The 16,579-nt window shown below is 66.3% G+C and carries 15 protein-coding genes; 11 read left to right on the top strand and 4 right to left on the bottom strand.

The window, feature by feature from the left end; all coding sequences use genetic code 11:
* Nucleotides 1–150: 150 nt before the first annotated feature.
* Nucleotides 151–1,782 (top strand): chloride channel protein, encoded by a 1,632-nt coding sequence (locus tag AC5Y5O_RS09555; protein WP_500024833.1) that lies wholly within the window; start codon nucleotides 151–153, stop codon nucleotides 1,780–1,782.
* A gap of 20 nt (nucleotides 1,783–1,802) precedes the next feature.
* Here the strand turns inward: AC5Y5O_RS09555 and AC5Y5O_RS09550 are convergent, their stop codons facing one another.
* Nucleotides 1,803–2,471, bottom strand: a complete 669-nt coding sequence (locus tag AC5Y5O_RS09550) for a LuxR C-terminal-related transcriptional regulator (RefSeq protein ID WP_096290448.1) — start codon at nucleotides 2,469–2,471, stop codon at nucleotides 1,803–1,805.
* 134 nt (nucleotides 2,472–2,605) lie between these two features.
* Here AC5Y5O_RS09550 and AC5Y5O_RS09545 point away from each other — a divergent pair, with 134 nt between their 5' ends.
* A complete protein-coding gene (locus tag AC5Y5O_RS09545) occupies nucleotides 2,606–2,887 on the top strand; it encodes a GlsB/YeaQ/YmgE family stress response membrane protein (RefSeq protein WP_096291424.1) in 282 nt (93 codons plus the stop codon).
* A gap of 69 nt (nucleotides 2,888–2,956) precedes the next feature.
* Here the strand turns inward: AC5Y5O_RS09545 and AC5Y5O_RS09540 are convergent, their stop codons facing one another.
* Nucleotides 2,957–3,901: an NADP-dependent oxidoreductase gene (locus AC5Y5O_RS09540; protein ID WP_096290447.1), complete on the bottom strand. Its 945-nt coding sequence runs from the start codon at nucleotides 3,899–3,901 to the stop codon at nucleotides 2,957–2,959.
* 135 nt (nucleotides 3,902–4,036) lie between these two features.
* Between AC5Y5O_RS09540 and AC5Y5O_RS09535 the strand changes: the two genes are divergently transcribed.
* Nucleotides 4,037–4,522, top strand: coding sequence for a MarR family winged helix-turn-helix transcriptional regulator (locus AC5Y5O_RS09535; RefSeq protein ID WP_096290446.1), 486 nt, complete (start codon nucleotides 4,037–4,039; stop codon nucleotides 4,520–4,522).
* On the opposite strand, the gene leuA is transcribed toward AC5Y5O_RS09535, so the two are convergent.
* A complete protein-coding gene (leuA, locus tag AC5Y5O_RS09530; protein WP_096290445.1) occupies nucleotides 4,500–6,425 on the bottom strand; it encodes a 2-isopropylmalate synthase in 1,926 nt (641 codons plus the stop codon). The genes AC5Y5O_RS09535 and leuA overlap by 23 nt on opposite strands.
* A gap of 285 nt (nucleotides 6,426–6,710) precedes the next feature.
* Between leuA and AC5Y5O_RS09525 the strand changes: the two genes are divergently transcribed.
* From AC5Y5O_RS09525 to AC5Y5O_RS09515, 3 genes are read left to right on the top strand one after another with little or no spacing between them, the layout of a single operon-like run.
* Nucleotides 6,711–7,976, top strand: a complete 1,266-nt coding sequence (locus AC5Y5O_RS09525; RefSeq protein WP_096290444.1) for an aspartate kinase — start codon at nucleotides 6,711–6,713, stop codon at nucleotides 7,974–7,976.
* Between the two features lie 2 nt (nucleotides 7,977–7,978).
* The gene (locus AC5Y5O_RS09520; protein ID WP_096290443.1) at nucleotides 7,979–9,025 is read left to right on the top strand and encodes an aspartate-semialdehyde dehydrogenase; all 1,047 of its coding nucleotides are present in this window, start codon (nucleotides 7,979–7,981) and stop codon (nucleotides 9,023–9,025) included.
* A gap of 7 nt (nucleotides 9,026–9,032) precedes the next feature.
* Nucleotides 9,033–10,163, top strand: coding sequence for a DUF4185 domain-containing protein (locus tag AC5Y5O_RS09515; RefSeq protein WP_096290442.1), 1,131 nt, complete (start codon nucleotides 9,033–9,035; stop codon nucleotides 10,161–10,163).
* A gap of 4 nt (nucleotides 10,164–10,167) precedes the next feature.
* On the opposite strand, the gene AC5Y5O_RS09510 is transcribed toward AC5Y5O_RS09515, so the two are convergent.
* Nucleotides 10,168–11,412 (bottom strand): PPE family protein, encoded by a 1,245-nt coding sequence (locus AC5Y5O_RS09510; RefSeq protein ID WP_500024828.1) that lies wholly within the window; start codon nucleotides 11,410–11,412, stop codon nucleotides 10,168–10,170.
* 274 nt (nucleotides 11,413–11,686) lie between these two features.
* Between AC5Y5O_RS09510 and AC5Y5O_RS09505 the strand changes: the two genes are divergently transcribed.
* From AC5Y5O_RS09505 to AC5Y5O_RS09485, 5 genes are all read left to right on the top strand, one after another.
* A complete protein-coding gene (locus tag AC5Y5O_RS09505; protein ID WP_096290440.1) occupies nucleotides 11,687–13,057 on the top strand; it encodes a PPE family protein, SVP subgroup in 1,371 nt (456 codons plus the stop codon).
* A 200-nt stretch (nucleotides 13,058–13,257) separates the two neighbouring features.
* Nucleotides 13,258–13,641 carry a hypothetical protein gene (locus tag AC5Y5O_RS09500; RefSeq protein WP_243394200.1) on the top strand — a complete coding sequence of 128 codons (384 nt, stop codon included), beginning with the start codon at nucleotides 13,258–13,260 and terminating at the stop codon, nucleotides 13,639–13,641.
* A gap of 209 nt (nucleotides 13,642–13,850) precedes the next feature.
* Nucleotides 13,851–14,258 (top strand): hypothetical protein, encoded by a 408-nt coding sequence (locus AC5Y5O_RS09495; protein WP_096290438.1) that lies wholly within the window; start codon nucleotides 13,851–13,853, stop codon nucleotides 14,256–14,258.
* 149 nt (nucleotides 14,259–14,407) lie between these two features.
* Complete coding sequence (locus AC5Y5O_RS09490; protein WP_096290437.1) at nucleotides 14,408–15,850, top strand: catalase; 1,443 nt, start codon at nucleotides 14,408–14,410, stop codon at nucleotides 15,848–15,850.
* 63 nt (nucleotides 15,851–15,913) lie between these two features.
* Nucleotides 15,914–16,561 (top strand): sensor domain-containing protein, encoded by a 648-nt coding sequence (locus AC5Y5O_RS09485; protein WP_096291423.1) that lies wholly within the window; start codon nucleotides 15,914–15,916, stop codon nucleotides 16,559–16,561.
* Nucleotides 16,562–16,579 lie beyond the last annotated feature (18 nt).

The following is a 16,579-nucleotide window of genomic DNA, read 5'->3' as shown; positions in this document are numbered from 1 at the left end:
AACTCCCCAGCCGTTGGGCAGAGGCTGATCGTTACTATCGGCGGGCCATTACGGAGCGCAAACACGGGCTGCGCGTGGCGTTTTGGGGAAACGATCGAAAAGAAACGCCGCATTGGGGCAGTTCTCGTCGCGGCAGTGAGGAAATCTGTGGTGAGTGGACCGTTGGCGGATTTCGCCGTCGATCGGCGGGTATTGCTGATCACCGGGATTGCGCTGTGCATCGGCGCCCTATCGGCGGGGGTGGCATGGTGTCTGGTCCAGTTGATCGGACTTGTCACCAATCTTGTTTTCTACCATAGATTTTCGGATGCTCTGGTGTCACCCGCCGCCAATGAGCATCCATGGTGGCTGATCCTGGGTGCGCCGGTTGCCGGCGGTTTGGTGATCGGCTTGATGGCTCGGTACGGGTCGGATCAGGTCCGCGGCCACGGCATGCCCGAGACCATCGAGGTGATCCTCACCGGCAGCAGCCGGGTCGAACCCAAAGTCGCTGTGTTAAAGCCAATCTCGGCGGCCATCAGTATCGGTACCGGCGGCCCGTTCGGCGCGGAGGGGCCGATTGTCATGACCGGCGGCGCGATGGGTTCGGTTGTCGCCCAGTTCCTGCATTTGACCGCGGATGAGCGAAAGATCCTGCTCGCCTCCGGCGCTGCGGGCGGCATCGCGGCCACCTTCAATGCTCCGCTGGCGTCCATCTTGTTGGCGGTCGAGTTGCTGCTGTTCGAATTCCGGCCTCGCAGCCTGGTCCCGGTCGCCGGTTCGGTCGCCGTCGCCACCGTTACGCGGCTATTCATCATGGGCGGCGCGCCGATATTTCCCGTCGCTGCACGGATGGCCGAAGTGCATTGGCAAATAGATGTTTTGGCGGTCGCGGTCGGAATCGCCGGCGCCGCAGTGGCCATCGGCGCGACGCACTTGGTCTATTGGGCCGAGGGCGCTTTTCCGCGCCTGCCGATCCACTGGATGTGGTGGCCGGCGATCGGCGGTCTGATCATCGGCGTGGGCGGGCTGATTGAACCGCGCGCTCTCGGGGTTGGTTACAACGTGATCGATGCGCTCCTCACCGGGCATGCTGGCCTGTCGCTGATCGTCGGCATCCTCGTGGTGAAGACGGCAATCTGGGCTCTGTCGCTCGGCTCGGGAACTTCGGGTGGTGTTTTCGCTCCGGTGTTCATGATCGGCAGTGCGCTCGGAGCATTCCTCGGGCACTGGTTTCCGCACGTGTTTCCAGGTTTCTGGGCGATGTTGGGCCTGGCGGCCGTGGTTTGCGGCATCATGCGGGCACCGCTGGCCGCCATCATGTTCACCCTGGAACTCACCCGAGCCTGGCCCGCGATGCTCCCGGTGATCATCGCCACGATCACCGCCTACGTGATATCCGTTCTGGTGCTGGCGCGTTCGGTGCTCACCGAGAAGATCGCCCGCAGCGGGATGCACCTCACCCGTGATTACACAACGGACCCGCTGGAAGCATTCCTGGTCGGCGAAGTGGTGCGTCCCGGGCCGTCGCCCACACCGGCGGGCGCCTCGATCAGCTCGCAGGCCACCTTGCGGCACGCGGCGAATGTCTTCGCCGAATCGGACGGCCGGCCACTGCGCGTGATATCGCCGGACGGCTGCGACCAAGGCCATCTGCTGATGAAGGATTTGCTCACCGCCCGCCTGCACGATCTCAACGAAGACACCGAACGGACACGGCACCTGACCCCGTACTTCCCCCGGCCGCCGCAGAGTGCGGTGCGACGCTGGGCATCGGCTCGGCGCAACGGCCGTGCGAGCTAACCGGCGCTCCTCGCGGTACCTCAGGGTCCGCCGCGCCAGTGTTCGATGCGATGGTGGTCCGGCATAAAGCCGTGGTCGACTCCCCACAGCACGGCCTGAGTCCGGCTCGCCACACCGATCTTGCGGTAAACGCTTCGGATATAGGACTTCACGGTGTTGGGACTGAGATAAGTCAGCCGCGCCACTTCGGCGTTGCTCTTGCCCTGGGTTATCAGCGCCAGGATCTCCGCCTCCCGGTCGCTGAGTCCTTCACCGCGTCCGGGCCAGTCGAGACCCAGTGCGCTGCGCGCCCGCGGCGGAGCCTCGCTTATCACCGTCTCACCGGCATGCACCGCCTCTAACGCTGCCACCAGTTCTCTAGCCGGCAACGCCTTCGACAGGTAACCATCGGCGCCCTTGTCGCGCGCGTGGCGAATCAGATCGGGGTGAAAGTTCCAGGTGTACACCACAACTCGGGCCGCACGGGGATTCGCCGCCAGCTCGGCGATCTCGTCGTAATCCGATTCGGGCTGTGCGAACGAGTCGTACATGACGATGTCGACGGTGTCGTCCAGGGACATGTTCGAGTCCAGTTCGGCGACGACGATGCGGTCTTTGTATCGGTCGAACATGTTGGCCACGCCCATCACGACGACGTCGTAGTCGTCGACCAGCGCCACCGTGATCGGTTCTGCGTTACGAGCGGCCATGGGCGTAGAACTTACCCCCCTAGGGGTGTAGTGCCACCACCCTTTGGGGTTGTTGTCTGGGAGATGTGTCGGGCATCCGCTCGGCCACGCAGGTACGAAACGCCGCTTGCGGCACAACGCGAAAGGCTCGCATCATGATCGGACTTATCGTTACCCTCCTCGTCGTCGGGCTCGTCGCCGGAGCGCTGGCGCGGTTGCTGGTTCCCGGCAACCAGCCGATGTCGATTCTGTCGACGATGGCCTTGGGGATCGTCGGCTCGTTCGTCGGTGGCTTCCTCGGCTATGTGCTCTTCCACAAGGATGCTGAGCAGGGCTTTTTTCAGCCCGCCGGACTCATCGGGTCCGTTATCGGCGCTGTGATCGTGTTGCTGATCTGGACTCGGGTCGGCGCCCGCACCTCCGGGCGAATTCGCTGAGGTCCACATCCACCCGCCGCGTAAGCGACCCGCTCGGCACAATTGGTGCGGAGCGGGTCGCGTCGCGGGTTATCGATCGGCGGGCAACAGGATGGTCTTGCCCGGCAACCGGCCGGCGTCGGAGGCTTCGTGGACCGCGGCGGCCTGGTTCAGCGGGCGACGCTCGGCGACGTCGATGCGCAGCTGGCCGGCGTCTACCCGGCTGACCAGGTCGGCCAACTGCCTCGCGTCGCTGCGGACGAATATCCGCTGCGCACGGACGTTTCGGCCGGTGTCCTCCGTCCCCGACGTCATGGTGCCGACGTAGAAGCCGCCGTCGGCGACCACGTCGACGAGCGCTTCGGTTTCCTGGGGCGTGGTGCTCACCAGGTTGAACACCACATCAAACGGGCCCCCGGCGACGGCGATCGGTGTCTGCGTGTAGTCGATGTAGCCGATGATCCGGTCGGCTCCGTATGCACGTAGCCGGTCCGCGCTGCGCGCCGATGCGGTAGCCGTGACGATGGCACCGGCGTGTTTGGCGAGCTGGACGGCGTAGCCACCGACCGCTCCGCCCGCGCCGTTGATCAGGATGGTCTGCCCGGCCTGCAGGCCCGCCATCTCGAACAGTGCCTGCCACGCCGTCAAGCCGACGGTCGGCAGCGCGGCCGAATCCGCCAGGCTCCCGGTCCGCGGCGCCGGCGCCAACGCCTCCGCCGGTGCCAGCACGTACTCGGCGGCGGCACCGTCGGCATCCATCGGAAGCAACGCCACGACCGCGTCACCGACGCTCCAGCCTGTTACGCCGCCGCCGAGCTCGGCGACCGTGCCCGCGACGTCGATCCCCGGCACGTGCGGGAAGGTGATCTCGTACACCTCGGACAGGTAGCCGCCGCGGATGCCCGCGTCGACCGGATTGAACGACGTCCCGGCCACTTTCACCAGAACTTGGCCGGCGCCCGGAGTCGGTCGCTGGACCTCGGAGTACTCCAGCACCTCGCTGCTGCCGTACCGGTGGTAAAGCACTGCCTTCATGATCTTCTCCGTTCCTTGTTTGCTTCGAGATTGAAGCAGTTACCCATGCAGTAACTTGCTTCGAGATCGAAGCAATCCCGAGATAACTGTGGCCTTCGTCTCTTTGCTTCGACATCGAAGCAGTACGATCGCGGCATGGTCGAACCACTCAAGCCGGAGCAAATGCGGACGTACTTCGCCCTCACCGAGGCGGTCAGCCTGCTTCAGTACGCGGTGCGCCAGCAGCTACAGGCCGAAGGCGATCTCAGCTACGTGCAGTTCGAGATTCTGGCCCACCTCGCCGACGCCGACGGGCAACTGACCATGACCGATCTGGCGGACAGAGTGGTCTACAGCCGCAGCGGCCTCACCCATCAGGCGGGACTGTTGGAGAAAGCGGGGCTTATCGCTCGCGCGGCCAGTCCGCATGATCAGCGGGCGACCATCGTCGATATCACCGAGGCGGGCCGGGCTCGTCTCACCAAAGTGCTACCCGGGCACATCGAGGTGGTGCGCGGTTTGCTGTTCGATCCGCTGTCAGACGGCGACGTCAGCAACCTCGGCGACATCATGAGCAGGGTTCGCGACCATATGCGAGCCCGCCCGCCCCGCTCCGTTGTCAGCCGCGCGATGCGCGGTTGACCGCAGACACCACAGCACGCAGCGACGCGGTGGTGATCGACGGCGCGATGCCAACCCCCCACACCGTGCGGCGCTCGCCGTTTGCATGCCGACCCGCTTCCCCCGGCTGCGCCGCGCTCGCGATCGGCATGGCGTTTGCATGCCGACCCGCTTCCCCCGGCTGCGCCGCGCTCGCGATCGGCATGACCACCGACGCCTCCACATACGCCGCGGCCTGCGCGTCGTCGCCGGAGCTCATCGCGTGTTCGGAGTAGTCGAGGACGGCGACGTCGAACCCGACATCGCCCAGCGCGTGGACGAACGCGGCGAGCGGACCGTTGCCGGCACCGGTGATCTCGGTCTCCGCCCCGTTGATCTTGACGGTCGCGGCGATCCGGGTGGTGCCGCCGTCTTCCTCCGAGGCGTCGACGCGCTGCTTGATCCGTTCCAGCGGCAGGATCGGCGCCAGGTACTCCTCGGAGAACGCGTCCCACATCTCCTTCGGCGACACCTCACCACCCTCGCCATCAGCGATCTTCTGGATCACCTGCGAGAACTCGATCTGCAGCCGCCGCGGCAGGGCCAGGCCGTGGTCGGCCTTCATGATGTAGGCCACCCCGCCCTTGCCGGACTGCGAGTTGACCCGGATCACCGCCTCGTAGGTGCGCCCGACATCGCGCGGGTCGATCGGCAGATACGGCACCTGCCAGAGCATGTCCTCGACGTCGGTGTCCGCGGCGTCGGCGTCCGCCTTCATCTGGTCCAGGCCCTTGTTGATGGCGTCCTGGTGGCTGCCCGAGAACGCGGTGTAGACCAGATCGCCGCCGTAGGGGTGCCGCTCGTGCACCGGCAGCTGGTTGCAGTACTCGACCGTGCGGCGGATCTCGTCGATGTTGGAGAAGTCGATCTGCGGGTCCACACCGCGGGAGAACAGGTTCAGCCCCAGCGTCACCAGGCACACGTTTCCGGTGCGCTCACCATTGCCGAACAGGCAGCCCTCGATCCGGTCGGCACCCGCCTGGTAGCCCAATTCGGCTGCCGCCACGGCGGTTCCGCGGTCGTTGTGCGGATGCAGGCTCAGAATCACCGACTCCCGGTTGGCCAGGTTTCGGCTCATCCACTCGATCGAGTCGGCGTAGACGTTGGGTGTCGCCATCTCCACGGTGGCGGGCAGATTGAAGATGATCGGGTGCTCCGGCGTCGGCGCGATGATTTCGCCGACGGCGTCGCAGACCTGCTTGGCGTACTCCAATTCCGTTCCGGTGTAGGACTCCGGCGAGTATTCGAAGCGCCATCGCGTGTCCGGGTATTTGGCCGCCTCTTCGACGCACTTGCGCGCGCCGTCGGTGGCGATGGCCTGTACCGCGGCGCGGTCGGCGCGAAATACCACGCGGCGCTGCAGGATTGACGTCGAGTTGTAGAAGTGCACGATCGCGCGGTGCACGCCGCGGCACGCCTCGAAGGTGCGCTCGATCAGTTCCGGACGGCATTGCGTCAGCACCTGGATGGTGACGTCGTCGGGAATCGCGCCGTCGGTGATGATCTCGCGCACGAAGTCGAAGTCGGTTTGGCTGGCCGACGGGAACCCGACTTCAATCTCCTTGTAGCCCATGGCAACCAGTAGGTCGAACATGCGGCGTTTGCGGGCCGGGCTCATCGGGTCGATCAGTGCCTGGTTGCCATCGCGCAGATCCACCGCGCACCACAGCGGTGCCTGGCTGGTGACGCGGTCGGGCCAGGTGCGGTCGGCGAGCCGGATGGCCTCCACCTCGTCAGCGAAGGGGCGGTATCGGTTGACCGGCATCGACGAGCCGCGCTGCGGATTCCACGCGGGCTGATCGGGTCGGATCGGGCCCGCGGGCTTCGTCACGGTGCGGGCTGAGGTGTATGCGTCCGGGTTGGCGGGCTGCGAAAAGTTGGTCACGGTTATTGCTCCGGGTGTCAGAAGGGACTTCAGACCGGCGCATCGCGAACACCCGCGACGGGAAGCCGGTCTGGATCAGACCCCGTCGCGGCGTCCGAGAAGGAGCACCCGCTGCACGCTGTGAACTCTACCGCGATCGGTGCCCAGGCGAAAACTACGCCCAATCGAACCCAAAACCGCAGGCTGCGGCACCCGCCAGCGGGTCTAAAAACAAGATGCGCCGCCACGTATCCTGTTGTGAACTTGAACCACGTCTGTGGGTGCGGAAGGGCAGGCAGGAAAACAGTGGCGCTCGTCGTACAAAAGTACGGCGGATCCTCGGTGGCCGACGCCGATCGGATCCGTCGTGTCGCGGAACGCATCGTCGAGACCAAAAAACAGGGCAACGACGTCGTCGTCGTGGTCTCGGCGATGGGTGATACCACCGATGACCTGCTGGATCTGGCCCAGCAGGTGTGCCCGGTGCCGCCGGCTCGCGAACTGGACATGCTGTTGACCGCCGGCGAGCGGATCTCCAACGCGCTGGTGGCCATGGCGGTCGAATCGCTCGGGGCTCGCGCCCGCTCGTTCACCGGGTCGCAGGCCGGGGTGATCACCACCGGCACGCACGGCAACGCGAAGATCATCGACGTCACGCCGACGCGATTGCAGTCCGCGCTCGAGCAGGGCGACGTCGTGTTGGTCGCGGGCTTCCAGGGTGTGAGCCAGGACAGTCGCGATGTGACCACGCTGGGCCGCGGCGGCTCCGACACCACGGCCGTGGCGCTGGCCGCGGCGCTGCACGCCGACGTCTGCGAGATCTACACCGACGTAGACGGCATCTTCAGTGCCGACCCGCGCATCGTGCCCAACGCCCGCAAGCTCGACACCGTGACCTTCGAGGAAATGCTCGAGATGGCCGCCTGCGGCGCCAAGGTGCTGATGCTGCGCTGCGTGGAGTACGCCCGTCGCTACAACCTTCCGGTGCACGTCAGGTCGTCGTACTCGGACAAGCTAGGCACCGTCGTTGTCGGATCGATCAAGGACATATCCATGGAAAGCCCCCTTCTGACCGGCGTCGCCCACGACCGTAGCGAGGCCAAGGTGACGGTCGTCGGCATCCCGGACATCCCCGGGTATGCGGCCCGCGTCTTCCGGGCCGTCGCCGAGGCCGACGTGAACATCGACATGGTGCTGCAGAACGTGTCCAAGGTCGAGGACGGCAAGACCGACATCACGTTCACCTGCTCACGCGACAGCGGGCCCACCGCGGTGGCCAAGCTGGACGCCCTCAAGGACGAGATCGGCTTCACCCAGCTGCTCTACGACGACCACATCGGCAAGGTGTCGCTGATCGGGGCGGGTATGCGCAGCCACCCCGGCGTGACCGCGACCTTCTGTGAGGCGCTGGCCGAGGTGGGCGTCAACATCGAACTGATCTCCACCTCCGAGATCCGGATCTCGGTGCTGTGCCGCGACACCGAACTAGACAAGGCCGTCGTGGCGTTGCACGAGGCGTTCGGCCTCGGCGGCGAGGAAGAGGCCACGGTGTATGCGGGGACGGGTCGATAGATATGGGCGCCGATAGGCTCGCAATTGGTGTAGTGGGCGCCACCGGCCAGGTGGGCCAGGTGATGCGCAGCCTGCTGGACGAGCGCGACTTCCCGGCGAGCACGGTGCGGTTCTTCGCGTCCGCCCGCTCGCAGGGCCGCAAGCTGGAATTCCGCGGCCAGGAGATCGAGGTCGAGGACGCCGCGACGGCGGATCCGAGCGGCCTGGACATCGCGCTTTTCTCGGCCGGCAAGACGATGTCGCTGGTGCAGGCCCCGCGGTTCGCCGCGGCCGGGGTGACCGTGATCGACAACTCGTCGGCCTGGCGCAAGGACCCCGAGGTGCCGTTGGTGGTCTCCGAGGTGAACTTCGCACGCGATGCGGCCAACCGGCCGAAGGGCATCATCGCCAACCCGAACTGCACCACGATGGCCGCGATGCCGGTGCTGATGCCGCTGCACGAGGAAGCTGGGTTGCAGCGCCTGGTGGTGTCGAGCTACCAGGCGGTATCCGGCAGCGGGTTGGCCGGTGTCGAGGAGCTGGCGACGCAGGCACGCGCGGTGATCGACGACGCCGAGCAGCTGGTGCACCATGGTCATGCGCTGCAGTTTCCGGCGCCGAAGACCTATGTCGCGCCGATCGCCTTCAACGTGCTGCCGCTGGCCGGTTCGTTGGTGGACGACGGTTCCGGGGAGACCGACGAGGACCAGAAGCTACGGCACGAGAGCCGCAAGATTCTCGGCATTCCCGATCTGCTGGTGAGCGGGACCTGCGTGCGGGTTCCGGTGTTCACCGGTCACTCCCTGTCGATCAACGCCGAGTTCGCCCGGCCCCTCTCACCCGAGCGGGCCCGAGAATTGCTCAGCGCCGCCCCTGGGGTGAAAGTGGTCGACGTGCCAACAGCTTTGGATGCCGCGGGCGTCGACGACTCGTTGGTGGGCCGGATTCGCCACGACCCCGGGGTGCCCGACGGGCGTGGTCTGGCGCTGTTCGTCTCGGGGGACAACCTGCGCAAGGGGGCTGCGCTCAACACCATTCAGATCGCCGAGCTGCTCGCCGCGCAGCTGTGACCCGCGGGTGAGCGGCGCGCGGGTATCGCTGCTCACTGCGCTGTTTTTGCTTGGGCCGCAAGCTGTTTCGATCGCACGCGCCGATCCTCCGGCGCCTGTCCCGCAGCCGATAGTGCAGCCATTGGCGCCCGGCCAGGTGTTGCGAATGGGTCCGACGGCCGGAACCGGCACTCCTACAGGCGATTACGGTGTCGGCGCCACTGATCTCTGCGAATTCCTGGAGTTTCCGACCGAACTGCTGCAGGTCTGCGGCGATAGCTTCGCCGGGCAGGGCGTGGGGTTCGGCGGCTGGTACGCGCCGATCGCGCTGCATGTCGACACGTCGTCGGTCGACGATCCCGCCGGGGTGCGCTACACCGGCGTCACCGGAACCACCAAGCCGCTGCTGGCCGACCCAACGCCTTCGGGGGATTCGCAACTGCCCGCCGGAGTCGTGCAGATCAACCGGCGTAACTACCTGATGGTCACCACGACAAAGGATCTCAAGCCGCAGAACTCTCGGTTGGTGGTAGCCGAAGCGGCGCGCGGGGGATGGCAGACAGTAGCCGGGTCGAAGCGCGACGCCACCTATCAGGGTGGTTCGCAGACCCAGATCAGCGGGTATTACGACCCGATTCCGACCGGTGACTCGCCCAGTGGCTGGGTGTATATCGTGGCCAACAGCTTCACCCGCAGTCAGTCGGTGGTGCTGTATCGGGTTGCGCCGCAGAACTTTACGGACCGTTCGCGATGGCAGGGCTGGGCGGCCGGGTCCACCGGCGGTTGGAACAAGGCGCCGACGCCGCTGTGGCCCGACCAGGTAGGGGAGATGTCCGTCCGGCAGATCGACGGAAAAACAGTGCTGTCCTACTTCAACGCCAGCAACGGCAACATGGAGGTCCGGGTGGCCAACGACCCGACGTCGCTGGGCGAGGCGCCGGTGACCACGGTCGTACAGCACGACGAATGGCCCGAGCCGGCGGAGAGCCTGCCGCCGCCGTCCGACAACCGGCTCGCGCAACCATATGGCGGCTACATATCGCCTGGTTCCACGCTCGACGAGCTGCGAATCTTCGTCAGCCAGTGGGACACTCGCGCGCGGGTGTCCGCGCCGTATCGGGTGATCCAGTTCGCGGTGAACCCGTTCAAACCGGAATAGGTCCTCAGCCGGCCGCCTCGGCGAGACCCGCGGCAAGGTCGGCACCGGAGATGCCCCGAACCCATTCCGCGAGTCCCGCCGGGTTGAGCTGCGGTTGGATCCCCGCCGTCCCGGCCGGGCCCGGCGTGGCCGCTGCCGCGGGTGCCGCCCCGACGCTGCTCGACGAGACGCTGGCGATCGGGGTGGTGGTGATGGAAACGACGCCTTGCAGGTTGGTGATGGTGGCGCCACCTGCGTCGACCGTGACGGTAACGGCCGAATTGCCGACGGCTGCGACAACACTGAGCGCTGAGGCATTACCTGGGACGGTTACCGAGCCACTGACAACCGTGCCTTCGACGGCCTGACCGGCGGCGACCGGGGCGAGCGTGACGGGATTGGCGCCGGCGGTCAGTGTGGCACCCGCGGGGTAGACGACGCCGTCCGACGTGATGGCGCCGCTGTCGAAATTGAGGATGATGCTGCTACCGGCGTTGAGGATGATCGAGGATTCGCTGCCGACCGCGGTGCCGGGTGTAGCGGTCACACTGCCGCTGCTGATGTAGGCGTCAGAGCCCGGTTCCAGGGTCACGGTGCTGCCGGCCGGCGCGGTCACGGTATCACCAACAGGGACGTTGGTCGAGGCGACCTGAGTCGCCTGCGACGAAGCCAGTTGGATCGAGGATTGCGCGCGGCCGCTGGTTGCGTCGGCAGCGGCCCGCGCGGCCGCGTCGGCCTGGCCGTTCGGGTTGGTGGTCTGCGATGGTTCGGCGAAAGCTTCCAGGGTGCCGGCGGTTTCGGACGCGGCGGCATAGCCGTACATGGCCGCGGCGTCCTGGCTCCACATCTGCATATACTGCGCTTCGGTCGCCGCGATCGATGGGGTGTTCTGCCCGAAGAAGTTCGACGCGACCAGCACCATCAGCCGCATCCGGTTCTCCACGATGACCGGCGGGGGCACCGTCATACTGAACGCGACCTCGTAGGCGGCTGCCGCGGCGTACGCCCGGGCGGCGGTCTGTGCAGCCTGCGCGGCACTGACGTGTAGCCACGTCACTTGGCGGGTCGCCGCGGCGACCATCCTCATCGACGAGGGGCCCGACCACCGCCCGCTCAGCGCGGCGATCTCCGATGAGTAGCCGCCGGCGGCGGACTCCAGCTGTGCGGCCACCGCCGCCCAGTTCGCCGCCGCCGCCAGCATTGGCCCCGAGCCGGGCCCGGTGTACATCAGTCCCGAGTTGACCTCCGGCGGCAGCAAACCAAAGTCCATGCCTTATCCCTTTTTTGAGCTAAGAGCGACCGTTTGCTCGGCACCCTAACGTGTGTCTAATAAGGCTGAGGTGAACGCGCGGTGATCCCCCGCTGAAGCCCGAAAACCGTGGTGCGCCGCAAGCGTTGCCTGGCCCGGCTGGAGCCAGCCGGGCGCCGTGGCCCCAGACCCGGAACGCTTGCGAGATCTGCGGACTGGTGCCTGTTGTGCACTAATACAGCGAAGAGGGCCGTACGCCGTCCATCTGATCGCCGCGCTAGGAGGTTGTGCAGCAATGGATTTTGCAACAATTCCGCCAGAATTCAACTCTGGCCAGTTGTATGCCGGCCCTGGAGCGGGCTCGCTGCTGGCCGCTGCGGCGGCCTGGGACGAGCTGGCCGCTGAGTTGCACATGGCGGCGGCGGGTTACACATCGGTGATCGCCGGGCTGGTTGCCGGGCCCTGGCTGGGTCTGGCATCCGCGTCGATGGCGGCCGCTGCTGCTCCCTATGTGGCTTGGATGCGCAGCGCTGCCGGCCAGGCCGAGCAGGCCGCCAGTCAGGCCAAAGCGGCTGCGGCCGCGTACGAGGTGGCGTTTGCGGCGGTGGTGCCCCCGCCGGTGATCGCGGCAAACCGCAGCACGCTGAAGGCGCTGGTGGCGACGAACATTTTCGGGCAGAACACCCCGGCGATCGCCGTCACCGAGACCGGCTACGCCGAGATGTGGGCACAGGACGCCGCGGTGATGTACAGCTATGCCGGGCTGTCGGCGGCCGCGACGACGCTGACTCCGTTCACCCCGTCACCGCAAAGTACCCGCCCGGGCGGGTACAGCGACCAAGCCGACGCGCTCGCGCGGACCACGGCCACGTCGGCCGCCACCGAGACCCAGACGGCGCTGGCGCAATTGAGTTCGGACGTGCCCACGACGCTGCAGGCGCTTGCTTCGTCCCCGACCTCCACAGCCGGCGCGGTGTCACCCGCGTCGGGAATCTTCGACGCGCTGCAGAGCCTGGACCTGATATCGCCTTCGACGTTCTTCGAGCCCGCGAGCCTGGGTGTCGCGACGAGCGAATTGGGTACCGCGTCGGGGGCATGGGCCGACGCCGCGAAAGCCGATACCGAGATCGAGGCCGCCGGCCGCGAAATCGCCGACGACCAGGATGCGCTCACCCGTCAAATCTCGGGTGCCGAGATGCGGATCTTGGGCAGGTTCGATCAGTTGGGGACCGTCGGCCAGGCGGCCTCGGCAGGGTTGGGACAGGCCGCCACGATCGGGGCGTTATCGGTGCCGCCCGGCTGGACCACCGCGGCACCGCAGCTCCGATTGGCCACGCTGGCGTTGCCGGCGACCGGCCTGGGCGCCGTGCCGGAAGCCTTCGCCGCCGGCCCGGCTGCCGTGTTCGGTGAGATGACCCTGGCAAGCATCGCCGGCCAGGCGATCAACGGCACGGTGAGTCCGGCTCGCCGTGAGCGTGTCGGGGCGGCTGCTCATCCATACTCGCCGGGCCCGTCCGCCGCGGCTGGCCAGATCAGCGGTATCGCCTCCGACATGCGTGAATTCGCTGAGCTTTTGGGCAAACTCGGTGATCTGCGCGACTCGGGGCTGCTGACCGACGAGGAGTTCAACGAGCAGAAACAACGCCTGCTCAGCCGACTCAGCTGAGCCGAACCGCCCGCGCGACGACTGGTTCATTTCCCCCATTCGGCGCCGACGAGGCTGGGCGCCCACTCGGTCGGCCATTTCGGCGTCGAGCTGGGACCGAATACCGGCGGTTTCAGCCGCTGAGCAGGGGTTTCGGCTCACAGCTGCTACATAAGTAGCGCATAGCCAGAACCATTGTTTACCCCCGCATCATTTGTCTCATGAGTGAAACATCTGAAACCCCCACTGTGCGGTCCTCGACCGCAACGGCACCGGCGCCTGCCGAGCCAGTCGTCGTCCACCGGACCCCCAGGGTCTTCCAAGCCGCGGCTTACGTCGCCATCGCCGCCGGGACCGTGTTCATCATCGCGGTCATCTTCTTCACCGGCTTCCTGCTCGGTAAGTCGACCGGGCACCACGGCCACGGCCACCACCACAAGCACCACGCGATGGTGCATCCCCACCGATTCGGCGGTCCGGGTGGCCCCGGCGGTCCGGGTTGGCCCGGTGCGAACCAGCAGCCGGGTGGACCCGGGGCCGTAACCCCCGGTGCTCCGGGGCCCAGCCAGGTTCCGTCCTCGGTCGCGCCGTCTCGCACGCCGTAGCCCAGACCCCAACCATTCAGATGCTCACGGAGTAATAGGAGGACTCCGGGGGGCCACTAATTCACACGCACTGGCCCGGCGCTCACCAGAGCGCCGGGCTACCAGTGGTTTCGCCGCAACCCGCTCGCTGATCGCATTCGGATTAATTCACAGCAACTTTGTCGCCGGAATCTGTTGCAGCAGTTGCATTCAGGGGCAGTATTCAAGCCATGAGTGAAACACCTGAACGCGGGATACAGCCGGCGGCCGTCGACACGGCTGCGCCCCCACCGCCGCATCTGGTCAAGCCACCCAAGGTCTATACGGCCGCGGCGTGGGTGGTGATCGTGGCGGGAATCGTCTTCATCTTGTCGGTCGTCTTCTTTTCCGGCGCCATGATCTTCGGATATCACAACCACCACTGCCGCCATCACCACGGCCAGATGTGGAAGCCCGGTGGCCCGGGCGGCCCCGGACCGTGGCAGTACGGCGGCCCGGGGGGCCCCGGAATGATGCCGCCCTACCAGTACGGTCCGCCTCCGGGATACGGCCCGGGTGGTCCCGGCGGCCCCGGCGCCGGCCCGACTGCTCCGGCCGCGCCCGCTCCCGCGACCAGTGCCCCCGCGCCACGTCCCTAGCACCGGTATCGCGAACGGCCCGGCGTCCCGCGAAGAGATGCCGGGCCGTTTCCTGCCCTGAACGCGCTTGCCACCGATTTGGGTTCACACTGGATGGGTACACGTCGCACGGCCCTCGGATTCAGTCCACTTAGCGAGGAGATGGCGAGATGACGGAGCGCTTCACCACGACCGATGCGGGCATTGCCGCGCCCAGTGACGACCAGTCGTTGACGGTCGGTCCCGACGGTCCGATCCTGCTGCAGGACCACTACCTGATCGAGCAGATGGCGCAGTTCAATCGGGAACGCATCCCGGAGCGTCAGCCGCACGCCAAGGGTGGTGGCGCCTTCGGTCATTTCGAGGTGACCAATGATGTCAGCCAGTACACCCGGGCCGCGGTATTCCAGCCCGGCACCAAAACCGAGATGCTGGGCAGGTTTTCGACCGTGGCCGGCGAACGCGGCAGCCCAGACACCTGGCGCGACCCGCGCGGCTTCGCGCTGAAGTTCTACACGACCGAGGGCAATTTCGACATGGTCGGCAACAACACGCCCGTGTTCTTCATGCGCGACCCGATGAAGTTCCAGCACTTCATCCGTTCCCAAAAGCGGATGCAGGCAACGAATTTGCGTGACCACAACATGCAGTGGGACTTCTGGAGCCTGTCGCCGGAATCCGCGCACCAGGTGACCTGGTTGATGGGCGATCGGGGAATCCCCAAGACGTGGCGCAATATGAACGGCTACAGCAGCCACACCTACAGCTGGATCAACGCCGGCGGTGAGATCTTCTGGGTGAAGTATCACTTCATCACCGATCAGGGCATCGAGTTCCTGACCCAAGAGGACGCCGACCAATTGGCCGGTGAGGACGGCGATTACCACCAGCGGGACCTCTACGACTCGATCGAGAGTGGCAACTTCCCGAGCTGGACGCTGAAGATGCAGATCATGCCGTACGAGGAGGCCAAGACCTACCGGATCAACCCGTTCGACCTCACGAAGGTATGGCCGCACGGCGACTACCCGCTGATCGACGTCGGCAAGATGACGTTGAACCGCAACGTCACCGACTACCACACCGAGATCGAGCAGGCCGCGTTCGAGCCCAACAACACCGTGCCCGGCACCGGTCTCAGTCCGGACAAGATGCTGCAGGCCCGCGGCTTCTCCTACTCCGACGCGCATCGCGCCCGGTTGGGGGCCAACTACCGGCAGATCCCGGTCAACGAGCCGAAGGTGGAGGTCAACAGCTACTCCAAAGACGGCGCGATGCGGATGAAGAACGTGTCGGATCCGGTATATGCGCCCAACTCCTACGGCGGCCCGCAAGCGGACCCGCAGCGCGCTGCCGAGGTGCGTTGGCAGGCAGACGGCGAGATGATCCGCGCCGCATACACGCTGCGCGCCGAGGACGACGACTTCTCGCAGGCCGGCACCATGGTCCGCGAAGTTCTGGACGACGCGGCCCGGGATCGCTTGGCCCACAACATCATTGGGCACGTATCCAAGGGTGTCAAAGAACCGGTGCTGTCCCGGGTCTTCGAGTACTGGCGCAACGTCGACCCCGATCTCGGCAAAAAGGTCGAGGAGGGCGTTCGGGCTCAATAGTTGTGGCGCCATCAGGCGCCCTGTTCGGCACGGGCCGCCGCCCTGGCATGATCGAGATTCATGATGCGGATCTCCGCTGTGGCGGTAAGCGTCGGTCTGGGCTTGGGGGCGGCTTCGGGTGTGCCCGTCGCGGCGGCTCATCCATCCGATCCCGGGGTGGTGTCGTATGCGGTCCTGGGCAAAGGGTCGGTGGGCAACATCGTCGGCGGGCCGATGGGGTGGGAAGCGGTGTTCACCGCGCCGGTGCAGGGCTTCTTCGTCGACTTGGCCGACTGCAACAACTGGGCCGACATCGGACTGCCCGACGTGTACGACGATCCCGACCTGGCGTCCTTCAACGGGGCCACGTCGCAGACGTCGGCCAACGATCAGACCCATCTCGTCAAGCAGGCCGTCGGCGTGTTCGCCACCAACGATGCCGCAGGCCGGGCATTCCATCGGCTGGTGGACCGCACCGGGGGCTGCTCCGGCCAGACCACCACGATGCACCTGGACAACGGGCAGACGCAGGTGTGGTCGTTTGCCGGCGCACCGGCCACCGCGACCGACGCGAACTGGACCAAGCAAGAAGCGGGCACCGATCGTCGCTGCTTCAATCAAACCCGGCTGCGTGAAAATGTGTTGCTGCAGGCGAAGGTTTGCCAGTCTGGCAACGCGGGGCCCGCGGTCAATGTGCTGGCCGGGGCGATGCAAAACGCGCTGGGGCAATAATCGGTGAAGTGGGTATGC

This window comes from Mycobacterium sp. NGS40, from assembly GCF_059812735.1.
The sequence above is the reverse complement of the archived record's forward strand: the minus strand, read 5'-3'. Positions and strand labels throughout refer to the sequence as shown.

Coding starts and splice junctions, on each gene's coding strand:
- AC5Y5O_RS09550 (WP_096290448.1), bottom strand. CDS start 2,471: ATGGCCGCTCGTAACGCAGAACCGATCACGGTGGCGCTGGTCGACGAC.
- AC5Y5O_RS09545 (WP_096291424.1), top strand. CDS start 2,606: ATGATCGGACTTATCGTTACCCTCCTCGTCGTCGGGCTCGTCGCCGGA.
- AC5Y5O_RS09540 (WP_096290447.1), bottom strand. CDS start 3,901: ATGAAGGCAGTGCTTTACCACCGGTACGGCAGCAGCGAGGTGCTGGAG.
- AC5Y5O_RS09535 (WP_096290446.1), top strand. CDS start 4,037: ATGGTCGAACCACTCAAGCCGGAGCAAATGCGGACGTACTTCGCCCTC.
- AC5Y5O_RS09520 (WP_096290443.1), top strand. CDS start 7,979: ATGGGCGCCGATAGGCTCGCAATTGGTGTAGTGGGCGCCACCGGCCAG.
- AC5Y5O_RS09510 (WP_500024828.1), bottom strand. CDS start 11,412: ATGGACTTTGGTTTGCTGCCGCCGGAGGTCAACTCGGGACTGATGTAC.
- AC5Y5O_RS09505 (WP_096290440.1), top strand. CDS start 11,687: ATGGATTTTGCAACAATTCCGCCAGAATTCAACTCTGGCCAGTTGTAT.
- AC5Y5O_RS09500 (WP_243394200.1), top strand. CDS start 13,258: ATGAGTGAAACATCTGAAACCCCCACTGTGCGGTCCTCGACCGCAACG.
- AC5Y5O_RS09495 (WP_096290438.1), top strand. CDS start 13,851: ATGAGTGAAACACCTGAACGCGGGATACAGCCGGCGGCCGTCGACACG.
- AC5Y5O_RS09490 (WP_096290437.1), top strand. CDS start 14,408: ATGACGGAGCGCTTCACCACGACCGATGCGGGCATTGCCGCGCCCAGT.
- AC5Y5O_RS09485 (WP_096291423.1), top strand. CDS start 15,914: ATGCGGATCTCCGCTGTGGCGGTAAGCGTCGGTCTGGGCTTGGGGGCG.